Here is a 20,667-nt window from a genome sequence, read left to right as displayed (position 1 = left end):
GTAGTCCTGAAATACAAATTTAGATGATTGAATCAAGTCAGTTATAGTAGGTGGCTGTTATTTGTGAAACAATTTCTGTGATCTGTTGGGACATCTGCTCTCATAGGACTTTATTTCTATTTTTATTGAATATATTGCAGTCTTCAACTTTTCCCCTCAACTATCTCGATCTCTTCCGGGGTGAGGTTGTAGAGTTGATAAACAAGTCGATCTATCTCCTTTTCAAGCTCCTTCACTTTTGTCTGTTTGTCTGGATTTCGTAAATAGTCTATGTCTTTGGTGATGGAGAGGATTTTGTCGACTAAAGAGATTAAGGGCTGTTCGTTTACATCATCAAGATTAGGAACAGGTACTCGGCCAACATATTGAAAGTCATAACGTGTACTTCGGATTGCGGTACTATAAATAAATTTGTATAGTAACCATGCAAATAATTTAGAATTATTAATAGCCAATAAAAACTTTATATTTATTTGTGAATTTTTTATAAAAGTACAAGATATTGTTTCAAAAACTATTTGTTTATTAAGATCCATTGCTGCTTGCAAATAAAAATGCGGATATGGATTTTTAACATGCGCAATTGCTAATTGATTGAGGATTTTTGGTTTTAGTTGATATTCATATTCTAATGAATTAAAATTGTTTAGATCAATAAAATCAATAGCTTTGTGTATATAATATTTATCAAGTAGTTCACCTCGATAAATAGGTGTTTTACCGGGAAACCTTTTAACTTTATTTTGCCAATTAAGCCCTCTTGCAATTTCGACATATTGGCCAAATTCACAATAATTATTATCTATTATTTTGTTAATCAGTTTTAATTCCTCCGTGTGCTGGCCAGCTAATAGGATTTTGTATTTAAGAAATAAATCTTTTGATACTTTAACAAATTCCAATACATTGTTACCATCAAACAATCCAGTAGTATAAAAAGCGTGGTGCGACGCCTTCTGTTTTAAGAAAATGACTTGTTCTAATTTGACATTCTCAAATGCTTTACCACTATCAATTAAATTCTTTAATTCTGGTAATAAAAAGGCTGCGCATTTATTCCATCCTGCCGAGTAACACAATGATTTTGGTACAATAAATGAATTGATTCCATTTTTGTGACAGATACTATTAGCTGCATAAATAAAATAGATGGCAGTATTTTTGGTAGTAGAGTTCCAATCAAACTTATTGTCTAATCTCTTTTTTTTATCTATTGTTAATTTCACCCCATACGGTGGATTGGCTATGACGATGTCGAAGCCGCCTTTTTCTTTGAATACCTCTGCAAAATATATATTCCATAGGAAAAAGTCTTTTGGCTTCTTGCCTTCTGTATATGCGAGAAGTTCCTTTTCAATCTGCTCAAAATCAAAGCCGAGCTTCTTTGAAAGGTTGTTCTTTTCACTGGCAATGTATGCAGTACGTTGTTTTTCAGTAGCGAGGCTTTCTGCCTTTTCTTGGACAGCCTTTAACTGTGGAAAATGTATCTTTAGTTTTTCTTCAAAAATCTTTATGAGCAAGTCTTCAATCTGTTCACGCAATTTGTCTTTAGTATCTTTATTCGGCTCGTTTTGATATTGGTTTTTTACCTCTTCAAATTGGCTGATAAGCTGGTTGTATCTATTCTCAAACCTTATGGTTGCCTGCTGGGTTTGCAGGGTTATGAGCTTATCAAAATCAATGTCTGCGAATGAAGCAATCAAGCTATTACCTTGCATGAGCTTAAAGTCCAGATTGGGCAATGGCTCTATACCATAGTTCGGCTTATCTGGATCTATCTTTTCATCAACAAGAAGGGATATAAAAAACCTCAGCTTTGCAATTTCAACTGCAATCTGCTGGATATCCACGCCATAGATGCATTTCTCTATAAGGTATAGCTTTCTGCCATAATCCGCATTCTTATCACGGAATTGCTTCTCGACCTGCTCTATGAGTTTGCTCTGTAAAACAGGATCTTTTATGTTCTGTTTTAAAGCATCTATCTGTCTTTGCTTCCATAAGGTGTTGTCCGGGTCGAGCTTGGAAAGAAATAGAACAAGCTTATTAAGCATACTCATAGGGAATGCACCAGAACCAACAGCAGGGTCAACAACGCGTAACTGCTCTATGAATTCAATCATCTTATTGGTTATTGCTTCATTAAAAGGGTTCTCTCCATGATCATTTGATAATAGTTTAGATAGATTTGCATCTATATCGGCTACCTCTTCTGATAGGTTTGTCTTGAAATACTGGATAAGGCTTTGTGTAACCATGTAATCAACAATAGGACGGGGTGTATAATAGCTGCCTGTTGCTTTTCTTGCAGTTGTTGCTGTTTCAGGGTTATAACTGGCAAGCAGATTTTCAAAGACTATACCCAAAAGCTCGGGGTCAAGTGCAACCTCTGCATCATCAGGTGAATTCTCGTCTATGGTAAAGTTATACGAGGACAATATATCTAATAGCCCGCGCACTTTGTAGGATTTTTCCTCTGTGCCAAATTCCTTGTTAAGGTCCACCTCTTTTTCGCCTGAAAAAAACAAAAAATTAGGGACATAAGGCTGATAACTCATTAAGTCCGTAAATCCGTCAATGTAAATCCTGTTCTGATTTGTCTTTGATTTATAATCAAGGCATTCAAACAAACCACCATTAAGAAACGGAATCTTACTAAAATATTGTTCCAGCGCCTCAGGATGCTTGAATAGCCTTTGATAGCGGTATACATGGTGGTTGCCATAATCTGGGTTATAACCTTTGTGACCTCTTGTTTCACTTCGAAATGTACGCTCCTGTTGCTTTGTGCTCAGGGTTGCGAAGAAAAGATTTTGCAATATGGCTTTATAGTAGGTAGATTCTTTTGCCGATACATCCACGAGATTCTCTTTTATTTTTTCCTCATCGAATAACTCATCTGGAATAAGCCCTCTAACCTTCATAAACCAGATAAAGATTATACGGGTTATAAGCCTGATGATCGCCATGTTCCTTCCGTTGTCTAACTTCTCTGCATCATCTGTAAAACGTGAATGCTTAATAGCCCAGAAATACCAGTTTGCAATAGAGGTATAAAATTCCTTGGTAACCTTCTCTACAGAGAAGGCCTGTTTGATTGACTCTATTGATAAGAAGTCTCCGTCAACTATCTGCTTTAAAAAAGTCTTGTTGGTAAATGACGGGCTTACGAAGTAGGTAAACCTTTTAAAGTTCGACCACTGCCTCTGTTGACCTGTATATTCTGGATAGATGAGTGAAAATCTGAAGTTACCATTTGCGTCATAGAATATAAATATCCCTGCATTTGAGTTTGTTTCTTTGATGATCTTTTTGCCTTTTTCATATTGTGCTTTTTTGCTCGAACGCTCTGTGAGGTCTTTTGTTACGCGGAAGGCATAGATACCTAGCTTTTGAACATTATCAAAGGGGATTTCACCGACAAAAAAGGCATCGCTAAAGATATCATCGTTGTATTGCTGAAGGTTTTCCGTGAATGGTTTAAATGAGCGGTTCTTAGAACGGAAGAAATCAACAAAGCCTTCTGGAGAAAACTTTTCGATTATATCATTTAAGGTATCCTTGCTCATTATTCTTGTTACTTGTTAATTTCTAGGTATTTACGAGGAGTTATAATATCCAAAGAAAACGGTAATTTTTTTAGCGTTAAAAGGTCCTTATCACCGGTAATTAAAATATTTGCCTTTGCAGCTAAACAACATTCTAAAAGCATATCGTCTTCAGGATCCCTACAAATATTTAAGTTGGTTGTAGGAACAACAAGTTTAGCTTCCATAACAAATATTGCTATCCCAGATATTATAATTTCTAATTGTTCTCTATTGATCTTGCCTGCTGAATACAGTTCCAGAGGAGTTCTACGATATTCTTCAAGAAGGTCCCATGATATAAATATTTCTGCTTGTTTAAACACCTTTTCTATGGCAAGTTTTGGTATTCCACCGAAAGCAAAGCAAGATATCAAAGCGCTGGTATCGACTACAACTTTATCTTTATTTTTTGTAAATGTTCTTTCTGACTCTTTTAATCGCATTTTCTATGTCTTCTACACTTAATTTAGCCCCTTTAAATGCTTCACTTGCAATTTTAAGTACAGTTTTAAGCCTTTCCTCTGGAGAAAGAACCGAAAGAATATATTCTTCCGGATTTATTTTTTTTGCTGCTGCTTTCATATTCATTACCTCCTTTCAACATAATAAATATAGCATCTTTTACATGTATTACATAGCCCTATTCTCTATGGCAATGATGATCTCCTTTGTCAGTTCCTTGAGACTGTCCTTTTCTCTGTAAAGATAGTCTTCACCAAGCTCCTTTTTAAGCTTTACTATTGCTTTTACTGTGCAGTCTATATTCTTAACATCAAACATGATTATTCGGCGCAATGTATAATCAGCAAGATTTCCGTAATCAATGATGTCCTCTAAAAGCATTCTCAAGAAATCTGTATGAGGAATCAATGCGTCATAGCCAGTAGTTCTCATAAGCGTATTCAAGACATTGATCGATTTTTGCTCAAGGCTTTGTTCTTTTGGGATGCTCGTTGTTTGTTTTCTGAAGTTCTTGCTCCCTTCATAATGCTCCCAGAACTTCTTACTTAATGGCAAAGCTTGTTCATTTTCTTCGGCTATAATCTTTTCGTATATATCTTCCAATGCAACTACTGATATGGATGGCTTATCATCAATCTCAGCATATCTTTTATGATGGACAAACAGCCTCCCCTTTTTAATGACAACAAAGAGCTCATCCTCCTTACCCTTTTTGGCAACCTTTATCCTTGGCGGGTAATCCTTGAATGATGCTATCAGCTCCGGATGCTTTTCTTTTATCTGCTCATAATCATTCAGGAGCCTTGTATAAAAACTTTCTTGCTCCATTCCCTCTGGATTTTGAAGTATCTTATTATACAACCCCGAAGGGCTTGGCGCCTCATCTATATCGAAGATCTTTGCATCCTCACCAAGTGCATTGTGAATGAGAAACATCTTGTTTCCCGCAATCTCCCGTGACTTAACCAGATCCGCTCCTTTTTCTGTGGGGAAAAAATTCACGATATTCAGGCTTTCAAATACCTTTTTGCTAATACGGTTGATCCTGCCGACTCTCTGGATTACGCGTACGGGATTCCATGGAATATCGTAGTTTATAACCATGCCTGCCCTGTTCAGGTTAAAGCCCTCGGAAAGCTTATCTGTTGTAAGAAGTATATCGTATGTATCATCCTGTTCCTGACTGGAAGCGTCAAAATTTCTATTAATATCCTTAACCTCACTTGCCGCAAGATTGCCAGATATAACGAGAACCCTATCATCAAAAGCTCCTTTTAATATAGGGTTTAAATACTCCACAGTATCCTTATACTCTGAAAAGATAATGACCTTCCGTTTAGGCCCACCTTTTTTTCTGGATGCATTGAGAATGCCGCTGATATTTTTGATAAGGCATGCTGACTTCGGGTCATTACCAACAGCAACAAGCTTAAGGTTATCTATTTGCTTTAAGATTTCATCAAATAGAGCCATATCAGCATCAATATCACTGAGAAATCCTTGCTTGTCCTTAAAATTATCTATCTCATAGATCTTGTGGTTCTTAGGATACTCGCCCTTTCGTATTTGCTCTGCATAGTTTTTTAGCGCTTCTTCTATTGTATCCTCATCTTCCTTATAGATCTTTTGAACCAGTGCGCGGTCAAGGATATATTTGCCCTTTTTATCTAAAAATTCTTTGACTATACGTGTAATGTCTTTGAAGTTTATCAAGCTCTGCCTGAATGCGCCGAATGAACTTTCAAACCGCTTCACCAGCAATCTTCGCATAAAATCATACAGGTTAGCCTGCTGTTGATACTGACGATTCTCTTCCTCTGTGAGATCAACCTCGAATAAATCCGGGGTCTTACCCTTTTCATAAACAAATGGTTTATAGATAGCTCCTTTGAACCTGCCTCCGTTGTCCGGCAGGGCAAAGTACTTGTTTATAATGGTATCATAGAATTCTGACTGTTCTTTCGTAAGTTCAAAAAACCATTCCTTCGGGTCTTCAACCCTGGAGAGATCTTTCACTTCATCCCGGTAAGAAGGATTCTTCTGGAGGTCCAGCCGGTTTCGCCTGATCGTTACAGGCTCTATGACCTCCTTTATCTGTTTTGCAAGATAATGTGCACGGTATTTTACATCCTTTATATCTATCACGTCTTTGCCAAAGATAGATTTATAAAGACTTAATGCCCTATTACTCTTCTTGGAGTCTGATGATGTATAATACCTGCTTATGTATGCAAGCTTATCAAAGATTATCCTAAATATATCAAACTCGGCCTCAAGGTTATCACTCAGGGTGATCGAAGAACGTTTGGGTGTGATAAATAATTTGAGCAAAGAAAATATATCCGCTGGCCGATTGTTAAACGGCGTTGCTGTAAGCAGTATGACGATCTTACCTCTACATATATTCTTAAGGTACTCATAATCCTGTGTATCTTGATTTCTGAAACGATGTGCCTCATCAATAATCACAACCTCAATATCCTTTGCCTGAGATACAACATTCATAACCGTTTCAAGATCACCGGATGAGTATGCATCCCAGCCCAGGCTTGTCAGATGAAAGTCCTCAAGATACCGTTTCCATCCGGATTCTTTCCTTTTATCGCCAACGATCCCCGGCGGTGCAATAACAATGCCCCTTTTCTTCATTTCAAAGGCAACCGCGCTGGCAATAACCGTTTTACCAAGCCCGACCACATCCGCAATGATCACACCATTGTTTTGCTCAATAATGGCCAGTGCCTGGCTTATTGCATCAAGTTGATACTGATAGGTCTTGTATTCATTTTCCCTTAATACCTCAATGACCCTCTGTCCAAGACTTTTCCCCTGAAACGTGTCAAGATAGGTCTTTAAAACATAGGCATACGCCTCAAATGGTGTGATCGCTTTTATAAGTGTATCCTTCTCAAGTAGCCTGATAAGCCTTGCCTTCGTGGGCTCGTGTTCTGTAACCAAGACAGCCTTGTTCCACAATGCATCAAAATATTCTTCTGCATCTTCAACCCCGTAGTCACTTATTTCTACATTAAACTCATGCTGTTCTTTAAGACCAGAGCTTGTCAGGTTGCTGCTGCCCGTAATAAACAACCTGTTCCTTCCAACCTGTCCCGCGGTAAGTTTAAAGATATAAAGTTTTGCGTGATTCGGCTCGTGGGTCTTTCTGAGAATAAGCTTATCCTGTTTTATAAGATCAAGGAAAAACCGCACTTGCTCATAGAATGTATTGTTATCAAAATTCTCTGTATTGACAGAGGTTTTTATGGATTTGAAAAATAGAAAGGTCCTTTCGTCATCAGATAGATTCTTTAATGCATCGCCGTACTCTATGAGGCCATGGGCTGTTTTATCTACATTTAATCCTACCAGGATCTTGAGGGTTACATCTGGATTTTGTTTGAGCCCCGCATAAAGCTCTTGAAGACCTGAAAAATAAAAGAAGCCTACAAGAAATTTCAGCTCTTCAGCCTTTTCAATCAGTTCAATCAAGCGATTATTTAAATGCTGTTCTCCGCTATTGGTAATAAAATTCTTCATAACTCTTTTATTTTGAAACACCCCATCTCTATAAACTCTATGAAATTTATATAGATTGGTCAAACAAAATCAAGAAATGAGAAGAATGCCGATCTTATGCTGATACTTTGAGTTATTTTGCTGTTCAAATGTACTTTTGAGGAAGGAAAAGGTGTCTGATCTTGACAGGCCGACCGAGAATTGTTTGGAAACTAAGGAATAAATATTAAAATTGCGAGAATTCTTTGTTCAACAAAAAATTAAAGCTTATTTATAAATTCTACTACTTTTTTGTCATTACTCCCCTTGAAACTGTCCTTATACTGCACTCATCGTCATCCTGTAGTTGAATATCTTCCTTAAATTGTACCCTATACACATAAGCTTAAATTCGCCTCTTACTTTTTCCAAACTTCTTAAGAGAAAATTCTTATAGCCAAGATTATATTTTAGGTGTCCAAAAACAGGTTCTACCGTGTATGCTCGCTTTTTGTATATCTGTTTCCCTTCTGCTGAAAGCAGCCTCTGTCGCATCTGTTCCTGCAGCTCTTCTCGTTTTTCACGAGCTACTGTCCTGTATTTTGCCGTGGTGCATTGACCTTTTACAGCGCACGTGTTGCATTCTGTACCTTTGTATATCATCTGCTTCCTTTTTCTTACCCCTTCTTCACTGTCCCTCTCTTTGTAAAATCTGAGCTCGTTGCCCTCAGGACAGATGTACAGGTCTTTTTCTTTATCATACTTGAAATTTTCTTTGTGATACTTGTTCTCGAGTTTATTGTATTCTTCGTGCTTTATCTTCTCTAAATATTGGTCTGGAATATACCCTTCTTTGCTTTTAGCTGATAGATATTCGTAGTTGTCATAGCTCGCATAACCGCTGTCTGCTAATACCACCTTTACTGGCTCCTCAGTTACTTGCTCTGATTTTTCTATCATCGGAATGAGCTGTTTCCTGTCGTTACTCTCGGTTACTGTTTCCGCTGCTGTGATTATCTGCCCTTCTGATACGCTGATTTGACAGTTATACGCTGGGGTTATAACTCCGCTCCGCTCTTTCATAAAAACTGCATCCTTATCAGTAAGATTTCTTTTTTCTTCCTCATCTTTTAAACTTGCCAATACCGATTTAATCTTATCTCTTAATCTGGCTTTTGTCTTGAGCTCCTCGGGCAGTTCATCCCCTCGTTTATCTCCATATAACTCATCTTCTTTCCGGTCGGTTTCGTCTGCATCGTTCAGAATCTTTTCTATCTCTCCCTCTATATTGTTAAGCCATTTCTCATAAGAGCCTTTGTCTTTGGTCCTCCGAGCTGCTGCATTCGCCTTTATCTTGGTTCCATCGATACTGATCTCCCCTATCTTTATTAAACCAACCTCTTTGCATACCCTCACTATTTCTATAAAATAGAGCTCTATCTCGTTGAGATTGTTTTTCCTGAAATCATTTAATGCTTATCCTATTTTCCCCACTACTACGCATATTTACCCTATATAAGGAGGTATAGCCTAATGGACAAAACAAGACAAGTCAACGGATTTATGGTACACTCTCAAACAAAGGGAGGTACTTATGTCAAATCAATTAAAGAGAAACAAAAGAAGGATATACAATTTTTTGTTCAGTATATTTATAGTGATAAGTCCTATAATAGCTTTTGCAAACAAGGATAATTATATGAGGATTATACTTCTTACTATAATTCTTATTATTGTCCTTATATTAATGTTTACTATGAATAGTAAATATGAAACAGACCTTGAGAATGAATTAAAACAACACAAAAAAGAATTAGATATACTACAAGATACTAAAAAAGATGATAATGACATACATATAGCATAAATAAAGGAAAAGGAATAAACTATGTCTAACTTTCAAATTCATTCTGTAAAAGATTTTATGCAGCACTTCAATATAGATGAGAAATGCCTTAAATACATGATGGATATTAAGTTTGGAGAAGAAGGCTGGCAATGTTATATATGTCATTACAAAGAGTATACTTATTTGCCTTCTCATGGCTCGGTACGTTGTAAACGATGTGGACATGAGGAAACCCTGACATCAAACACCATAATGAGGAATACGCATAAGGATTTAACAGATTGGTTTTGGGCAATCTATACAATAGTAACCAATAAATCAGGTATATCAGCTATGGAATTATACAGACAGATGGACTTCGGGAGCTATCAAACAGCATGGAGTTGGCTCCAGAAGCTCCGTTTAGGCATGGTAATAGAAGATCGGGATAAACTACAGGGCAATGTTGAAGTTGATGAAACATATCTATTTACAGGCGATGAACAAGGTAGATCGTTATCAGGGAACAAAGTCCTTGTTGTGTGTGCTGTAGAAGTTTATAAAAACTACGCATCTGGACGGGTATTTTTAAGGCATATAGATTCTGCAAGCGCAGAAAACCTTGAAAGTTTTGTGAGAGATCATGTAAATAAGGGTAGTACAATCAAAACGGACGGATGGCGTGGTTATGCAGGCTTAAAAAGACTCGGATATGATCATATCCCGATACATGCAGATACGCTAGAAGATATAAGCAAAGAACTACCAAGGGTACATCGAGTATTTGTGAATTTAAAAGCATGGATTAAAGGTACACATCGATATATCTCTAAAAAGCACATGCAGAATTATCTTAATGAATTTACGGTACGGTTTGATAACAGAAGGCGTCCTATCGAAATATTTAATGACATACTAAAATATTTGATGTTTACTAGATCAAGAACATATAACGACTTTACTGAACCGAAAAAGCCAGTGTACCCGAACCCAAAGAGAGCTTAAATGTCAACGAAATTAGATAGTATAAAAATGGATGATGGAAGAAAGTGGATAAGCAATATCATTTATTGTCCGGAAATCTGGCTGGTATATCTCTGCAAGATACATGTATGCCGTATCACTTTCGCATCGTGCTGCTATCTTCCGCCCGCTTCGCACCCCTGTTGCATATCCATAAAAAAGTAATTTTAGTAGTATCTTGGGATGATAGGTGTTTTGTCCTAATTCACTGTATTTATTTTCAATACCTGTGGTATCCAATCCCTGTACTGTCTCATACACAAACTTTGCCATGTGTCCTTCGGGAACAAAATCTTCTATACTGGGCGGCAGGAGATATAATTGCTCTTTGCGATACGGTTTGAATTTAGACATCAATGCTCCTTTTTAGCTGTGTATTTCATAGCTTGTTTATACCACTTTCACTCTCAGAAATGAAGAATATTTTGAATTATAAAACTGCCTATTCTCGGTCGGCCTGGAACTCTATGACCCTTGACGGAATGTGTCAATAAATTAATCTACAGACTCTATTCTGACGTTTTTTAAACCCTTTCCTGACGTCCGGCTAGGGTATGCTTCATATGGACGCATCGTCATACGGCCGCCCCTTGACAATCTTCCTTACATTATAGGATAATGGGCAGGCTTAGCGTAGGATATTTTCCGTTTCGTGAGCTGACCCCTTATAGAGAGTGCCTGGGTTGCCGTGAAAAAGGACCCTGCACTCATAATGGCGTTTAACAAATTGGCGCATCGGATGCCGAAGAACAAGGCGATTATCCGCATTACAAGAAAATTATTAAGCAGGATTATGTTTGTTGTTAAACATAAACAGCCATACCGTATCAATATGGCTGCATAACCTGTGGACACAAACTATTGCATCGGTATTTTTGAGCAAACGCTATAACGTTTCTGCAGCTCTTAAGATATAAGATGTCTGCTTTCCATAAGACTGCGTTGCTCATTACTATTACCTGATCGAGGTAATGCAGCTGCCAGAATGTAGGCATGTCTGCTGATAAAAGAGTGATGATATAGTTTTGGCACACAGGACAGTGAATAGGCCAATTTCGATATCTTTATTGTTATAAGGAGTGGGGAGAAGGAAATAAGACAACGTTCGATGATTTGACTTTTAACATAAAAGAAATGTTATGTCTATTAATACTTTCCGTATACTATACGCAATGAATGAGGGCTCTCCCAAGACCTCTGTTCACAACGCTCATTTATGAGACAGGATAAAGCTTTGATAAGCACTATAAGCCGGTTTTACGCTCACATCGGCATCAGACACATTTTCACAGCCATCATAACCAGCACTTGGGCTATTAATAGCAAGAACCCCCAAATCTATATTACCTGATGTGGCACATGGATCATCAACCATGAAAGTCCAAGATACAGCCTTAACCTGCGGTATTCCGATAAGTGTATTCAGGGCATCTGTTATGTAGTTTGCCTGTATCTGTTCACAAGCTTGTGTGTTGCCGGTTTGATTGCATTGATATCCGGGTACGTTTTGGTCCTGGCCAAGTGATGTATATGCAAACTCATCAACCCATATCGGAATGTTTGGATTGTATTGTGAAAACATTCCTGAAAGTCCCTGAATTTGATTGATAGCTCGCTGCCATATACCTGTTTGCGATGAATTGATAACGCCCATGTGAAGATTCGCAACATCAACATATTTCCATACAGGATATGTAGAATCAGTCATGAAATCATTCTGATAGTCATAAACACTCATGGCATTGGGACACCCAGGTGGAGGTGTATGGCTAACACCAACTGACCACATGCCTCCTGTCATTACCGGAATGGTTGGTGATACGGATTCAACTGCTTGCTTCGCTTCATAAACAAGATGGGCATATGCTGTCGGCGGTAAACCTCCATTTGTCATACAATCAACATTGCTCGGTTCATTCAGTACCTTATATCCGATAATAATACCTGGGAAATGTTGCTGTGCATAATTGGCTACATACTGCACATAGTTATAAAAGTCCTGATAATTGGCAGGTGGATAATCATAAGGGTCGGTTGCAGTCGGATTTGAACTTGCCCAAGAGGGTGGTCCGCTTAATTCAACAAGCATTTTAAGATGATACGTTTGAAACATACTGAATAATGCAGACAAAAAGTTTTTGTTCCAGTTGTTCCGGGAAGATTCAACAGTTGGCCAATCTATGCCAAACCTCACAAAATCAACTCCGAGCTGCTCAGTCTCGGTAAATGTGTCGATTATCCCTTGGGATGATAATTCAGGATACATCTCAAAACGATTCATGTCTACTCCATACAGAATGCTTGTGGTACTCGATGTCGTTGTGGCGCTGACTGGGGTTGAGTAGCTACTTTCTCCTGCACTATTAAAAGCTGTTACAACAAAATAGTATGCCGTGCCATACGCTAATCCTGTTACTGTGAAAGCTGTTGTCGTTGTAAAATTTATCTTTGTATAAGGTCCATTAGCTACAATTGAATCGTAAATGTTATACGCGGTTGCTTGAGCAGAAGCATTCCATGTAAGTAAAACAGTATTATTATTAACAACAGCGGTAAGGTTATTTGGCACCGAAGGCTTTGTTGAAGTACTCGTACCGCTGCTATTTTTACCGCAACTGACAACTATGAGCATTAATGCCATTAATATCAGCTTTTTTTTCATTTTTATCCCTCCTATCGTAGAGTTTTCTTCAAAGTATTAAACCTTTGACCATTTTAAAAGTTTCGGATCGGTTTTTCTTATTTATGGTACTGTATAACTTATTAACAACTCTCTCATGCCCTGAGTGTGTATTCCACTCAAATCAACAGGGGGGTGAAACGAAGAAAACCGCCGAACGCTGGTTAAACAAAAAAGTGGTGGCGCACTGTGGCCGCCACCACTTTAAAAATCTTACACTATTTGTTTAACTACGGCAACTGCTGTATTGAATTGTCCAGTATGGTCAATATGTACGTCGGGTTGTGGATGCCGAGGCTGCCGTCACTGTTTACCAGCGAATAGTTCCAGCCTGCCTCAACAATAGTTGTTGCTGTCGGATTTGCAGCATTGTTCAGTGGGAATACATATCCGGTGAACGTGCCCGTCGTTATAGAACTCACAGCGACCGTATACGTTATATTACTACTATCGGTTATCACATAGCCTTCCTGCCCACGTGTAGAAATAAAGGTCGAGACCGTGACCGGCGTCGCTACGGGCGATGTAGTACCAAGATATATGGAATTCGTTCCAGCAGAGAAATTGATTGCTGTCTGTACATCGTTGGAGAGCTTGGTATCGAGCTTGTTCAGCAGGCCGGTAACCTCTGTCTGCAGGCCGTCCCCCGTAGTACCTACACCATGGCAGTTCTGGCATAGTGCACCTTTATCCTGTGGGTTGATAGTCCACACATGTGACGATGGTGCGCCCCCGGGGTTATTGGGATTGAACGTCATATGACATGTTACACAGGTATCCGACAAGTTCGCATGCTTTGATACGTAGATCGTCGTAGTCCCGGTAATTCCTGTGAAGTATGAATTCTGTCCCATAAGTATGTCCGCCTGAGACGGGGTATGAGGTGCCTCGTAGTCCGCTATGCCCGTAGAATCGTTATGCAGGCCGTTTCTTGTGTTGTGGCACAGCATACATGTTGCACCAGCACCAACCGATTGAACAGTAAAGCCTGCAGCAAGGGATGCAGTATTGTATACCCTCAACTGGCTCGAAAGACCCGGGTAGTCTACATCATGCGGGTCATGGCATGATTGACATGACTGCGGTTGAACCTCGGGTGTGGTAAGTCCGAGTGCCGCAAGCTGGGTTGTGTTGAATGGTATAGAGCCTCCAAGGGGCTGCATGCCGTTGTTTACCCCTGATGAGATCTCACCCTGGTATTCATTGAATCCCTGTGCGGAATGACACCTGCCACAGTTGGCCGCTGAAGGGCTGTGCTGTATGGTTGCTTCACTTATTGCAAGTGAAAGAGTTGCATGCGGAGAAACTTCCCAATCAGGACCCTCAGAATCGTGACATTGAGCACATACTCCTGCATTCCACATGATACGTGGCCCGGCATCTACTTCGTTTGCGAAGCCTCCCCGCGTCGTCATATGAAAGTCAGAATTGGTCGGTCCGTGACAGCTCTCACACTGAATATTGCCAAACGCTGCAACAGTCGGATATTGGCCGAGCATGCTTGTCCAGTTCGATGCCTGCAACACGCTCGGGAATGTCCAGCCTGTGGATTTCATTGCAACATTGAAGCCACTGGCAGTAATAGGCTCTGCTTGATCATAGCCGACCGTATGGCAGCTTAAGCATACTTCATTCGTAGTTAGATCAATAGGGGCATTGTCATAAGGTGCTTCATCGATGGGCTCATATCCTGAGGGTCCTATGGTTCCATCCCCGAGCAGTCCGCTTATACCATTTATGAACATAACTGCATGTGGTGTAATATTATGGTTCGGGGGGAACCGATTAGGGGCAATGACGTCGTTATGACAGTATGTACAGGTGCCTGGTGAGCCATCGCCGCCATACCCCAGGCTTTCATACGTCCCTGTTACTTTGTTCGAATAAGCCCCTGCCCATGATCCTGCTGCTATGCTAAAGCTACTACCGGAAGTTGTCTCTGTTATCCAATAGATGCCCGCAACATCAGGCTTGAACATTACCACTGTTGTCGGAGAGGTCGCTACTATAGTTGAAGTGACCGCACTGGAACCTAATGGCTTTGCAAAAGTGACATTCGGCGTCGTCTCAGTAAAATTCAGATAAACGGGTAAACCTATGGGCACATCGTCCACACCCGCTGTTTTACTTGCGGATCTTACCATGATGGCTGATGTTGCCTGAACACCGGCGGGGTTTGTTACATAGAGCTCAATCCTGTAGAGGCCTACTTGCATTGGGCCTATTGCTATAATGCTGTCTCTGGCTTGCTCCGGCGTTATCCCGTTAAGGAAAGAATACATATAGTTGATGTTTGAGAGATTGGAAAAATTGTCCGTTGTGAAATTGATGGACGCGGTATTTGCACCAGCTAATAGTGTCTCAACGCCTCCATACTGTGGATACGGTGTGACGGTCCATGTATAGGTCAATGCTGAGGAAGAATAGTTCGGATCGCTCACGTTCGCAGTTATATTGACTGTTGAGCCATAACCGACATTGTAAAGACCCACATCCAGCGAATTCACATAATAATTAGACGGCCATGTAATCAACGGGGACTGTTTCGGTCCTGGTGTAAGTGACAGAATTGTCGTCAATGTCATTCCTGCAACTACTGCTATTGAATCTGACGTTAACTGATTATATCCGGAAGCGCTGACAATCACCTCGTATGGGCCTATGGGTATATTGGCGAACGTAAATTTGCCGTTTGTATCCGTTGATACATTTGCCGCAACTGCCGGATTTAATGCTATCGTGGCATTTGCAATAGGGTTCTGGGTTGCACTATTTACCACCGTGCCTGACAGAGTACCCGTGCTGATACCGGGCGCACCATTAGCCCCGCTGGGGCCATTTGCACCGTTATTCCCGTTTTTTCCACTACATCCCACGATCAGGATGCTTACAAGTGCCAAAAAAGCTGCAAGTTTAAATGCCTTTTTAAAACTCATATTTGCCTCCCTTAATGAATTTAAATAGCAACAATATTGATTAAGCGTGTTCTGTGCCAACTTCAATACCATGATATGTTTAAGTAACCCTCTGTTTTCTATGAGAATTACGTTTTTGTTTCTCCTTTTCATTTATAACATGCTGTGTGAAAACACCCATAGTTTGGGTATTATCACGCACAATTAGGGGTCAGCTCACGAAACGGAAAATATCGTACGCTAAGCTTCCTCATTATCCTATAATGTAAGAAAGATTGTCAGGGGCGGCCGTATGACGATGCGTCCATTTAGAGTACACTCTAATTGGACGTAAGGAAAGGGTTCAAATAACGTCAGAATAGAGTCTGTTAATTAATTTATTGACACATTCCGTCAAAGGTCATAGAGTTCATCCTGACACATTTTGCCAGGAGGATATTTTGCACAATCAGCGCATTGGCTACGTCCGGGTCAGCAGTTTCGACCAGAATCCGGAACGACAACTTGAACACGTCAAGGTCAACAAGGTCTTCACCGACAAAGCATCGGGCAAGGATACCAAGCGGCCACAGCTCGACGCCCTGCTGTCCTTCGTGCGCGAGGGCGATACCGTGGTGGTGCATAGCATGGACCGACTGGCGCGTAACCTCGATGATCTGCGCCGACTGGTGCAAAAACTGACAAAGAGCGGTGTGCGCATTGAGTTCATCAAGGAAAACCTAATCTTCACCGGCGAGGATTCACCGATGGCGAACCTGATGCTGTCCGTGATGGGAGCGTTCGCCGAGTTTGAGCGAGCTTTGATTCTTGAGCGGCAGCGTGAGGGCATCGCGCTCGCCAAGCAGCGCGGTGCTTTCCGGGGCCGCAAGAAGTCGCTCTCACCCGATCAGGTAGTCAAGTTGCAGCAACGGGTTGCAGCTGGCGAGAAGAAAGCCAAGCTTGCCCGTGAACTCGGCATAAGCCGCGAGACCCTGTACCAATACCTGCGAACGGATGACTGACCATGCCGCGGCGCAGTTTTTTAACACCCGCCGAGCGGGCTTCGCTGCTCGCTTTCCCGGTCTCTGATGACGAACTCATTCGGCATTACACTTTCTCCGAACCCGATCTATCGGTAATTCGCCAGCGGCGAGGCAACCATAACCGCTTTGGCTTTGCGGTGCAACTCTGCTACCTTCGCTATCCCGGTTTTGCCCTTCCAGCCGACGCAGAACCGCCAGCGGCGTTGCTGGTGCTGGTGGGGCGACAGTTGCACATCGCACCTGACGTCTGGCCACAGTATGCCAAGCGGGCGGAAACCCGATGGGAGCACCTGTTGGAATTGCGAACCTGGCTTAACCTGACCGCATTCTCTATCCCCGATTACCAGCGGTTTATGCACGAGCTCTCCGATCTGGCTCAGCAAACCGACCGTGGCATCGTACTGGCCGAGAAGCTGGTCGAGATGTTGCGGCAGTGGATGTCATCGAGCGCTTATGTAGTGAGGCTCTCATACGCGGCACACGTCAGATGTACAAGGCACTGACTGCACCTCTCTCCGATTATCACCGGCGTGTCCTGGACGGGTTGTTGACGCAATGCGAAGGCACCAAGGGCAGCGGCCTCATCTGGCTTCGCCAACCGCCCGGTCCGCCGAAACCCAAGCACATCTTGGCACACCTGGAGCGATTGAAAGGTATCAGCGAACTATCGTTGCCGGAGGGACTCGAGCACGCAGTCCACCAGAACCGTATGTTGAAACTGGCTCGTGAAGGTGGGCAGATGACCGCCCAACACTTGCGCGACCTCGAACACGGCCGGCGCTATGCCACCCTGGTCGCGGTGCTGCTTGAGACACGTGCCACACTGATCGACGAAATCATAGACATGCATGACCGATTCATGGGTGCGTTGTTCAGCAAGGCAAAACGCAATCACGCCGACCGCTTTCAGCAGTCCGGCAAGGAGATCAACGACAAGGTGCGCCTGTACTTGCGCATCGGCCGCGCCCTGCTGGACGCCAAGGAGTCGGGAAAAGATCCGTTTGAAGCCATTGAGGCGATTATCCCATGGGACGTGTTTAGTGAGAGTATCAAAGAGGCGGAAAAGCTGGCCCAGCCTGAAAACTTCGATTACCTGGCACTGGTCGGCGACAACTTCAACCAGCTTCGGCGTTACGTACCGGCCTTCCTGGACGCACTGACAATGAAGGCCGCGCCGGCGTCGCGCGAGCTATTGGCCGGCATTGAAGTGATCAGGAGTATGAATGAGCGACAGACGCGCAAAGTGCCGGATGATGCGCCCATTTCGTTTGTACGCAAGCGATGGGAAAACTTGGTACGGACGCCGGACGGGCTGGATCGCCGCTTCTACGAACTGTGCGTGTTGTCCGAACTGAGGAACTCGCTGCGCTCAGGCGACATATGGGTGCAGGGCTCGCACCAATTCAAGGATTTCGAGGAATACCTGCTGCCACCTTCGCGCTATGCGGTACAACGCAATCATCATAAGCTTGAGCTCGCCGTCGATACTGACGGCGACCGCTTCTTGGAAGCGCGGCTGGCCGTGCTGGTTCGGGAACTGGCGGTTGTAGAGAAGATGGCTGCCGCTAATGAGTTACCCGATGCCTCTATCACAAGCCAAGGACACCTCAAGATTACGCCGCTGGAAAACGCAGTGCCGGATGAGGCCGAAGTGTTGATACAACAAGCCTACAGTCTGTTGCCGCACCTCAAAATCACCGATCTGCTCCTGGAAGTCGATAGCTGGACCGACTTTACCAGACACTTCAAGCACCTCAAGAGCGGAGAATCGACTGAAGATAAGCGCCTGCTGCTGACCGCCATTCTTGCCGATGCCATCAACCTTGGGCTGAGAAAGATGACCGAGTCCTGCCCTGGCATGACCTACACCAAGCTGACATGGTTGTACGCATGGCACATCCGGGACGAAACCTACTCAGCCAGCTTGGCCGAACTGGTTAATGCCCAGTTCCGTCAGCCGTTTGCCGCATGGTGGGGTGATGGCACTACATCGTCGTCCGACGGGCAGAATTTCAAGGCCGGCGGTCCGGGTCGATTCGCTGGTCAGGTGAACCTGAAATACGGACAGGAACCCGGCGTACAGTTCTACACTCACATTTCCGACCAGTACACACCATTTCACATCAAAGTCATCAATACCACAGTGCGTGACGCCACCCACGTTCTGGATGGCCTGCTGTACCACGAATCGGACTTGCACATCGAGGAACACTACACTGACACGGCCGGTTTCACCGACCACGTGTTCGCGCTTATGCACCTGCTCGGCTTCCGCTTCGCGCCGCGCATTCGCGACCTTGCTGACAAGCGCCTGTATATCCACGGCGATGATAAACAATATCCGACACTCGCCAACCTGATCGGTGGAAATGTCGATGTTAAGCGCATCCGTGCTCACTGGGACGAAATCTTGCGGCTGGCTGCATCGATCAAACAGGGTACCGTTACTGCCTCGCTGATGCTGCGGAAACTGGGCAGTTATCCCCGCCAGAACGGCCTCGCAATAGCATTGCGCGAACTCGGTCGCATCGAACGTACGTTGTTTGCGCTTGATTGGATACAGAACGTAGAACTGCGCCGCCGTGTACAAATTGGCTTAAATAAAGGTGAGGCGAAAAACGCGCTGGCTCGCGCTGTATTCCTGAATCGACTTGGGGAAGTCCGCGACCGAAGTTTTGAAAACCAGCGATATCGCGCGAGCGGGCTTAACTTGGTGGTGGCTGCCATCGTGTTATGGAACACGGTCTATCTGGAACGGGCAGTCCAGGCCCTCCGGGACTCTGGGAAGGACGTCAACGAAAGCCTCCTGTCACACCTATCACCACTGGGCTGGGAGCACATCAACCTGACCGGCGATTATATTTGGCAACAAAACAAACAGGTCAAAAAGGGCAAATTCAGGCCACTAAGAGCACTTGGGGAGGCTTAGCGTAGGATATTCTCCGTTTCGTGAGCTGACCCCATTCACGATCAGAAAGACCTCATGGAAAAGAACTTCATGCCGAAACAACAGCAGCAGCGTATGAATCGTGTCTATGCAGAGCTATCGAAGAACAAGGACGCCATGAAGATCATCGAGCGGTCTCATCCCGATCTTGCGAAAGAGATCAAAGACTATCAACAGCGCCAGCTCGAGATCGAACGGCAGCACGAGCAGGATATTGACCGCGGGCGCGGCGGATTGAGTCGGTGAGAAAAGAGGGTAGTAGACTATGAACGGCATCGAGATCGTTGCTGCAAATCGAAATATGAGGCCGCTCGGATCCTCGTGGACACCAAAAGCCCGGGTCCGGACCGGCGCAGGCCCTCGAGGACCTCGAAGACAGGTCCTGAAGCATAAGTATCCTGCAGGGCATTAAACGAATGATATCCCGTATGAGGAGTTGCATAATACGGACGAGCACAAAGGCCTGCCAGCCATGACCAGGGACGTCCACGAGCTCCAGGACAGCGGTCAAATTTACCCGGTCGCCGGCATGCGAAAAGGCCCAGCCCGCAGGCCTGCCACACATAAAAGTTATTCGGTGTGACATTTGACAATTTAGTAATTTAATATTTTAATTGGATTCAATGAGAATATACCTTGATAATAGCTGTTTTAATCGTCCTTTTGATGACCAGAAACAACTCCGCATTAAACTTGAGACTGAAG

The 20,667-nt window shown here is 42.9% G+C and carries 13 protein-coding genes and 1 pseudogene; 6 read left to right on the top strand and 8 right to left on the bottom strand.

What is annotated here, in order from left to right; translation table 11 throughout:
- Positions 1-143: 143 nt before the first annotated feature.
- The 5 genes from M1381_03925 to M1381_03905 form a co-directional block, all read right to left on the bottom strand.
- The gene (locus M1381_03925) at positions 144-3,569 is read right to left on the bottom strand and encodes a BREX-1 system adenine-specific DNA-methyltransferase PglX (protein ID MCL4478234.1); all 3,426 of its coding nucleotides are present in this window, start codon (positions 3,567-3,569) and stop codon (positions 144-146) included.
- A gap of 8 nt (positions 3,570-3,577) precedes the next feature.
- A complete protein-coding gene (locus M1381_03920) occupies positions 3,578-4,033 on the bottom strand; it encodes a putative toxin-antitoxin system toxin component, PIN family (protein ID MCL4478233.1) in 456 nt (151 codons plus the stop codon).
- Complete coding sequence (locus M1381_03915; protein MCL4478232.1) at positions 3,993-4,172, bottom strand: hypothetical protein; 180 nt, start codon at positions 4,170-4,172, stop codon at positions 3,993-3,995. The genes M1381_03920 and M1381_03915 overlap by 41 nt, the downstream gene beginning before the upstream one ends.
- 48 nt (positions 4,173-4,220) lie before the next feature.
- Positions 4,221-7,589, bottom strand: a complete 3,369-nt coding sequence (locus M1381_03910; GenBank protein MCL4478231.1) for a phospholipase D-like domain-containing protein — start codon at positions 7,587-7,589, stop codon at positions 4,221-4,223.
- Between the two features lie 297 nt (positions 7,590-7,886).
- On the bottom strand, positions 7,887-8,963 hold the full coding sequence (locus M1381_03905) for an IS1182 family transposase (GenBank protein ID MCL4478230.1): 1,077 nt from the start codon (positions 8,961-8,963) through the stop codon (positions 7,887-7,889).
- A gap of 178 nt (positions 8,964-9,141) precedes the next feature.
- Between M1381_03905 and M1381_03900 the strand changes: the two genes are divergently transcribed.
- Together M1381_03900 and M1381_03895 are read left to right on the top strand one after the other, a co-directional pair.
- Positions 9,142-9,414 (top strand): hypothetical protein, encoded by a 273-nt coding sequence (locus M1381_03900; protein MCL4478229.1) that lies wholly within the window; start codon positions 9,142-9,144, stop codon positions 9,412-9,414.
- 21 nt (positions 9,415-9,435) lie between these two features.
- Positions 9,436-10,380: an IS1595 family transposase gene (locus tag M1381_03895; protein ID MCL4478228.1), complete on the top strand. Its 945-nt coding sequence runs from the start codon at positions 9,436-9,438 to the stop codon at positions 10,378-10,380.
- Between the two features lie 12 nt (positions 10,381-10,392).
- Here M1381_03895 and M1381_03890 read toward each other — a convergent pair whose 3' ends face one another.
- The 3 genes from M1381_03890 to M1381_03880 form a co-directional block, all read right to left on the bottom strand.
- The gene (locus M1381_03890; GenBank protein ID MCL4478227.1) at positions 10,393-10,752 is read right to left on the bottom strand and encodes a transposase; all 360 of its coding nucleotides are present in this window, start codon (positions 10,750-10,752) and stop codon (positions 10,393-10,395) included.
- A gap of 856 nt (positions 10,753-11,608) precedes the next feature.
- On the bottom strand, positions 11,609-13,060 hold the full coding sequence (locus M1381_03885) for a fibronectin type III domain-containing protein (GenBank protein MCL4478226.1): 1,452 nt from the start codon (positions 13,058-13,060) through the stop codon (positions 11,609-11,611).
- A 248-nt stretch (positions 13,061-13,308) separates the two neighbouring features.
- Complete coding sequence (locus M1381_03880; GenBank protein ID MCL4478225.1) at positions 13,309-16,014, bottom strand: carboxypeptidase regulatory-like domain-containing protein; 2,706 nt, start codon at positions 16,012-16,014, stop codon at positions 13,309-13,311.
- Between the two features lie 419 nt (positions 16,015-16,433).
- Between M1381_03880 and M1381_03875 the strand changes: the two genes are divergently transcribed.
- The 4 genes and pseudogenes from M1381_03875 to M1381_03860 all read left to right on the top strand — a co-directional run.
- Complete coding sequence (locus tag M1381_03875) at positions 16,434-16,994, top strand: recombinase family protein (protein ID MCL4478224.1); 561 nt, start codon at positions 16,434-16,436, stop codon at positions 16,992-16,994.
- 2 nt (positions 16,995-16,996) lie between these two features.
- A pseudogene (locus M1381_03870) lies at positions 16,997-19,944 on the top strand (Tn3 family transposase).
- Positions 19,945-19,998: 54 nt separating this feature from the next.
- A complete protein-coding gene (locus M1381_03865) occupies positions 19,999-20,208 on the top strand; it encodes a hypothetical protein (protein MCL4478223.1) in 210 nt (69 codons plus the stop codon).
- A 377-nt stretch (positions 20,209-20,585) separates the two neighbouring features.
- Positions 20,586-20,667: PIN domain protein (locus M1381_03860; GenBank protein MCL4478222.1), on the top strand; the 82-nt coding region annotated here is incomplete at its 3' end.

Source organism: Deltaproteobacteria bacterium, assembly GCA_023382265.1.
GTDB lineage: Bacteria > JAMCPX01 > JAMCPX01 > JAMCPX01 > JAMCPX01 > JAMCPX01.
Note: the sequence above shows the minus strand (reverse complement) of the source record. Positions and strands in the feature narration are given on the sequence as shown.

Bases quoted from the DNA above. Each gene is read 5' to 3' on its own strand.
- M1381_03925 (MCL4478234.1), bottom strand. From the start codon at position 3,569: ATGAGCAAGGATACCTTAAATGATATAATCGAAAAGTTTTCTCCAGAA.
- M1381_03920 (MCL4478233.1), bottom strand. From the start codon at position 4,033: ATGCGATTAAAAGAGTCAGAAAGAACATTTACAAAAAATAAAGATAAA.
- M1381_03915 (MCL4478232.1), bottom strand. From the start codon at position 4,172: ATGAAAGCAGCAGCAAAAAAAATAAATCCGGAAGAATATATTCTTTCG.
- M1381_03910 (MCL4478231.1), bottom strand. From the start codon at position 7,589: ATGAAGAATTTTATTACCAATAGCGGAGAACAGCATTTAAATAATCGC.
- M1381_03900 (MCL4478229.1), top strand. From the start codon at position 9,142: ATGTCAAATCAATTAAAGAGAAACAAAAGAAGGATATACAATTTTTTG.
- M1381_03895 (MCL4478228.1), top strand. From the start codon at position 9,436: ATGTCTAACTTTCAAATTCATTCTGTAAAAGATTTTATGCAGCACTTC.
- M1381_03890 (MCL4478227.1), bottom strand. From the start codon at position 10,752: ATGTCTAAATTCAAACCGTATCGCAAAGAGCAATTATATCTCCTGCCG.
- M1381_03885 (MCL4478226.1), bottom strand. From the start codon at position 13,060: ATGAAAAAAAAGCTGATATTAATGGCATTAATGCTCATAGTTGTCAGT.
- M1381_03880 (MCL4478225.1), bottom strand. From the start codon at position 16,014: ATGAGTTTTAAAAAGGCATTTAAACTTGCAGCTTTTTTGGCACTTGTA.
- M1381_03865 (MCL4478223.1), top strand. From the start codon at position 19,999: ATGGAAAAGAACTTCATGCCGAAACAACAGCAGCAGCGTATGAATCGT.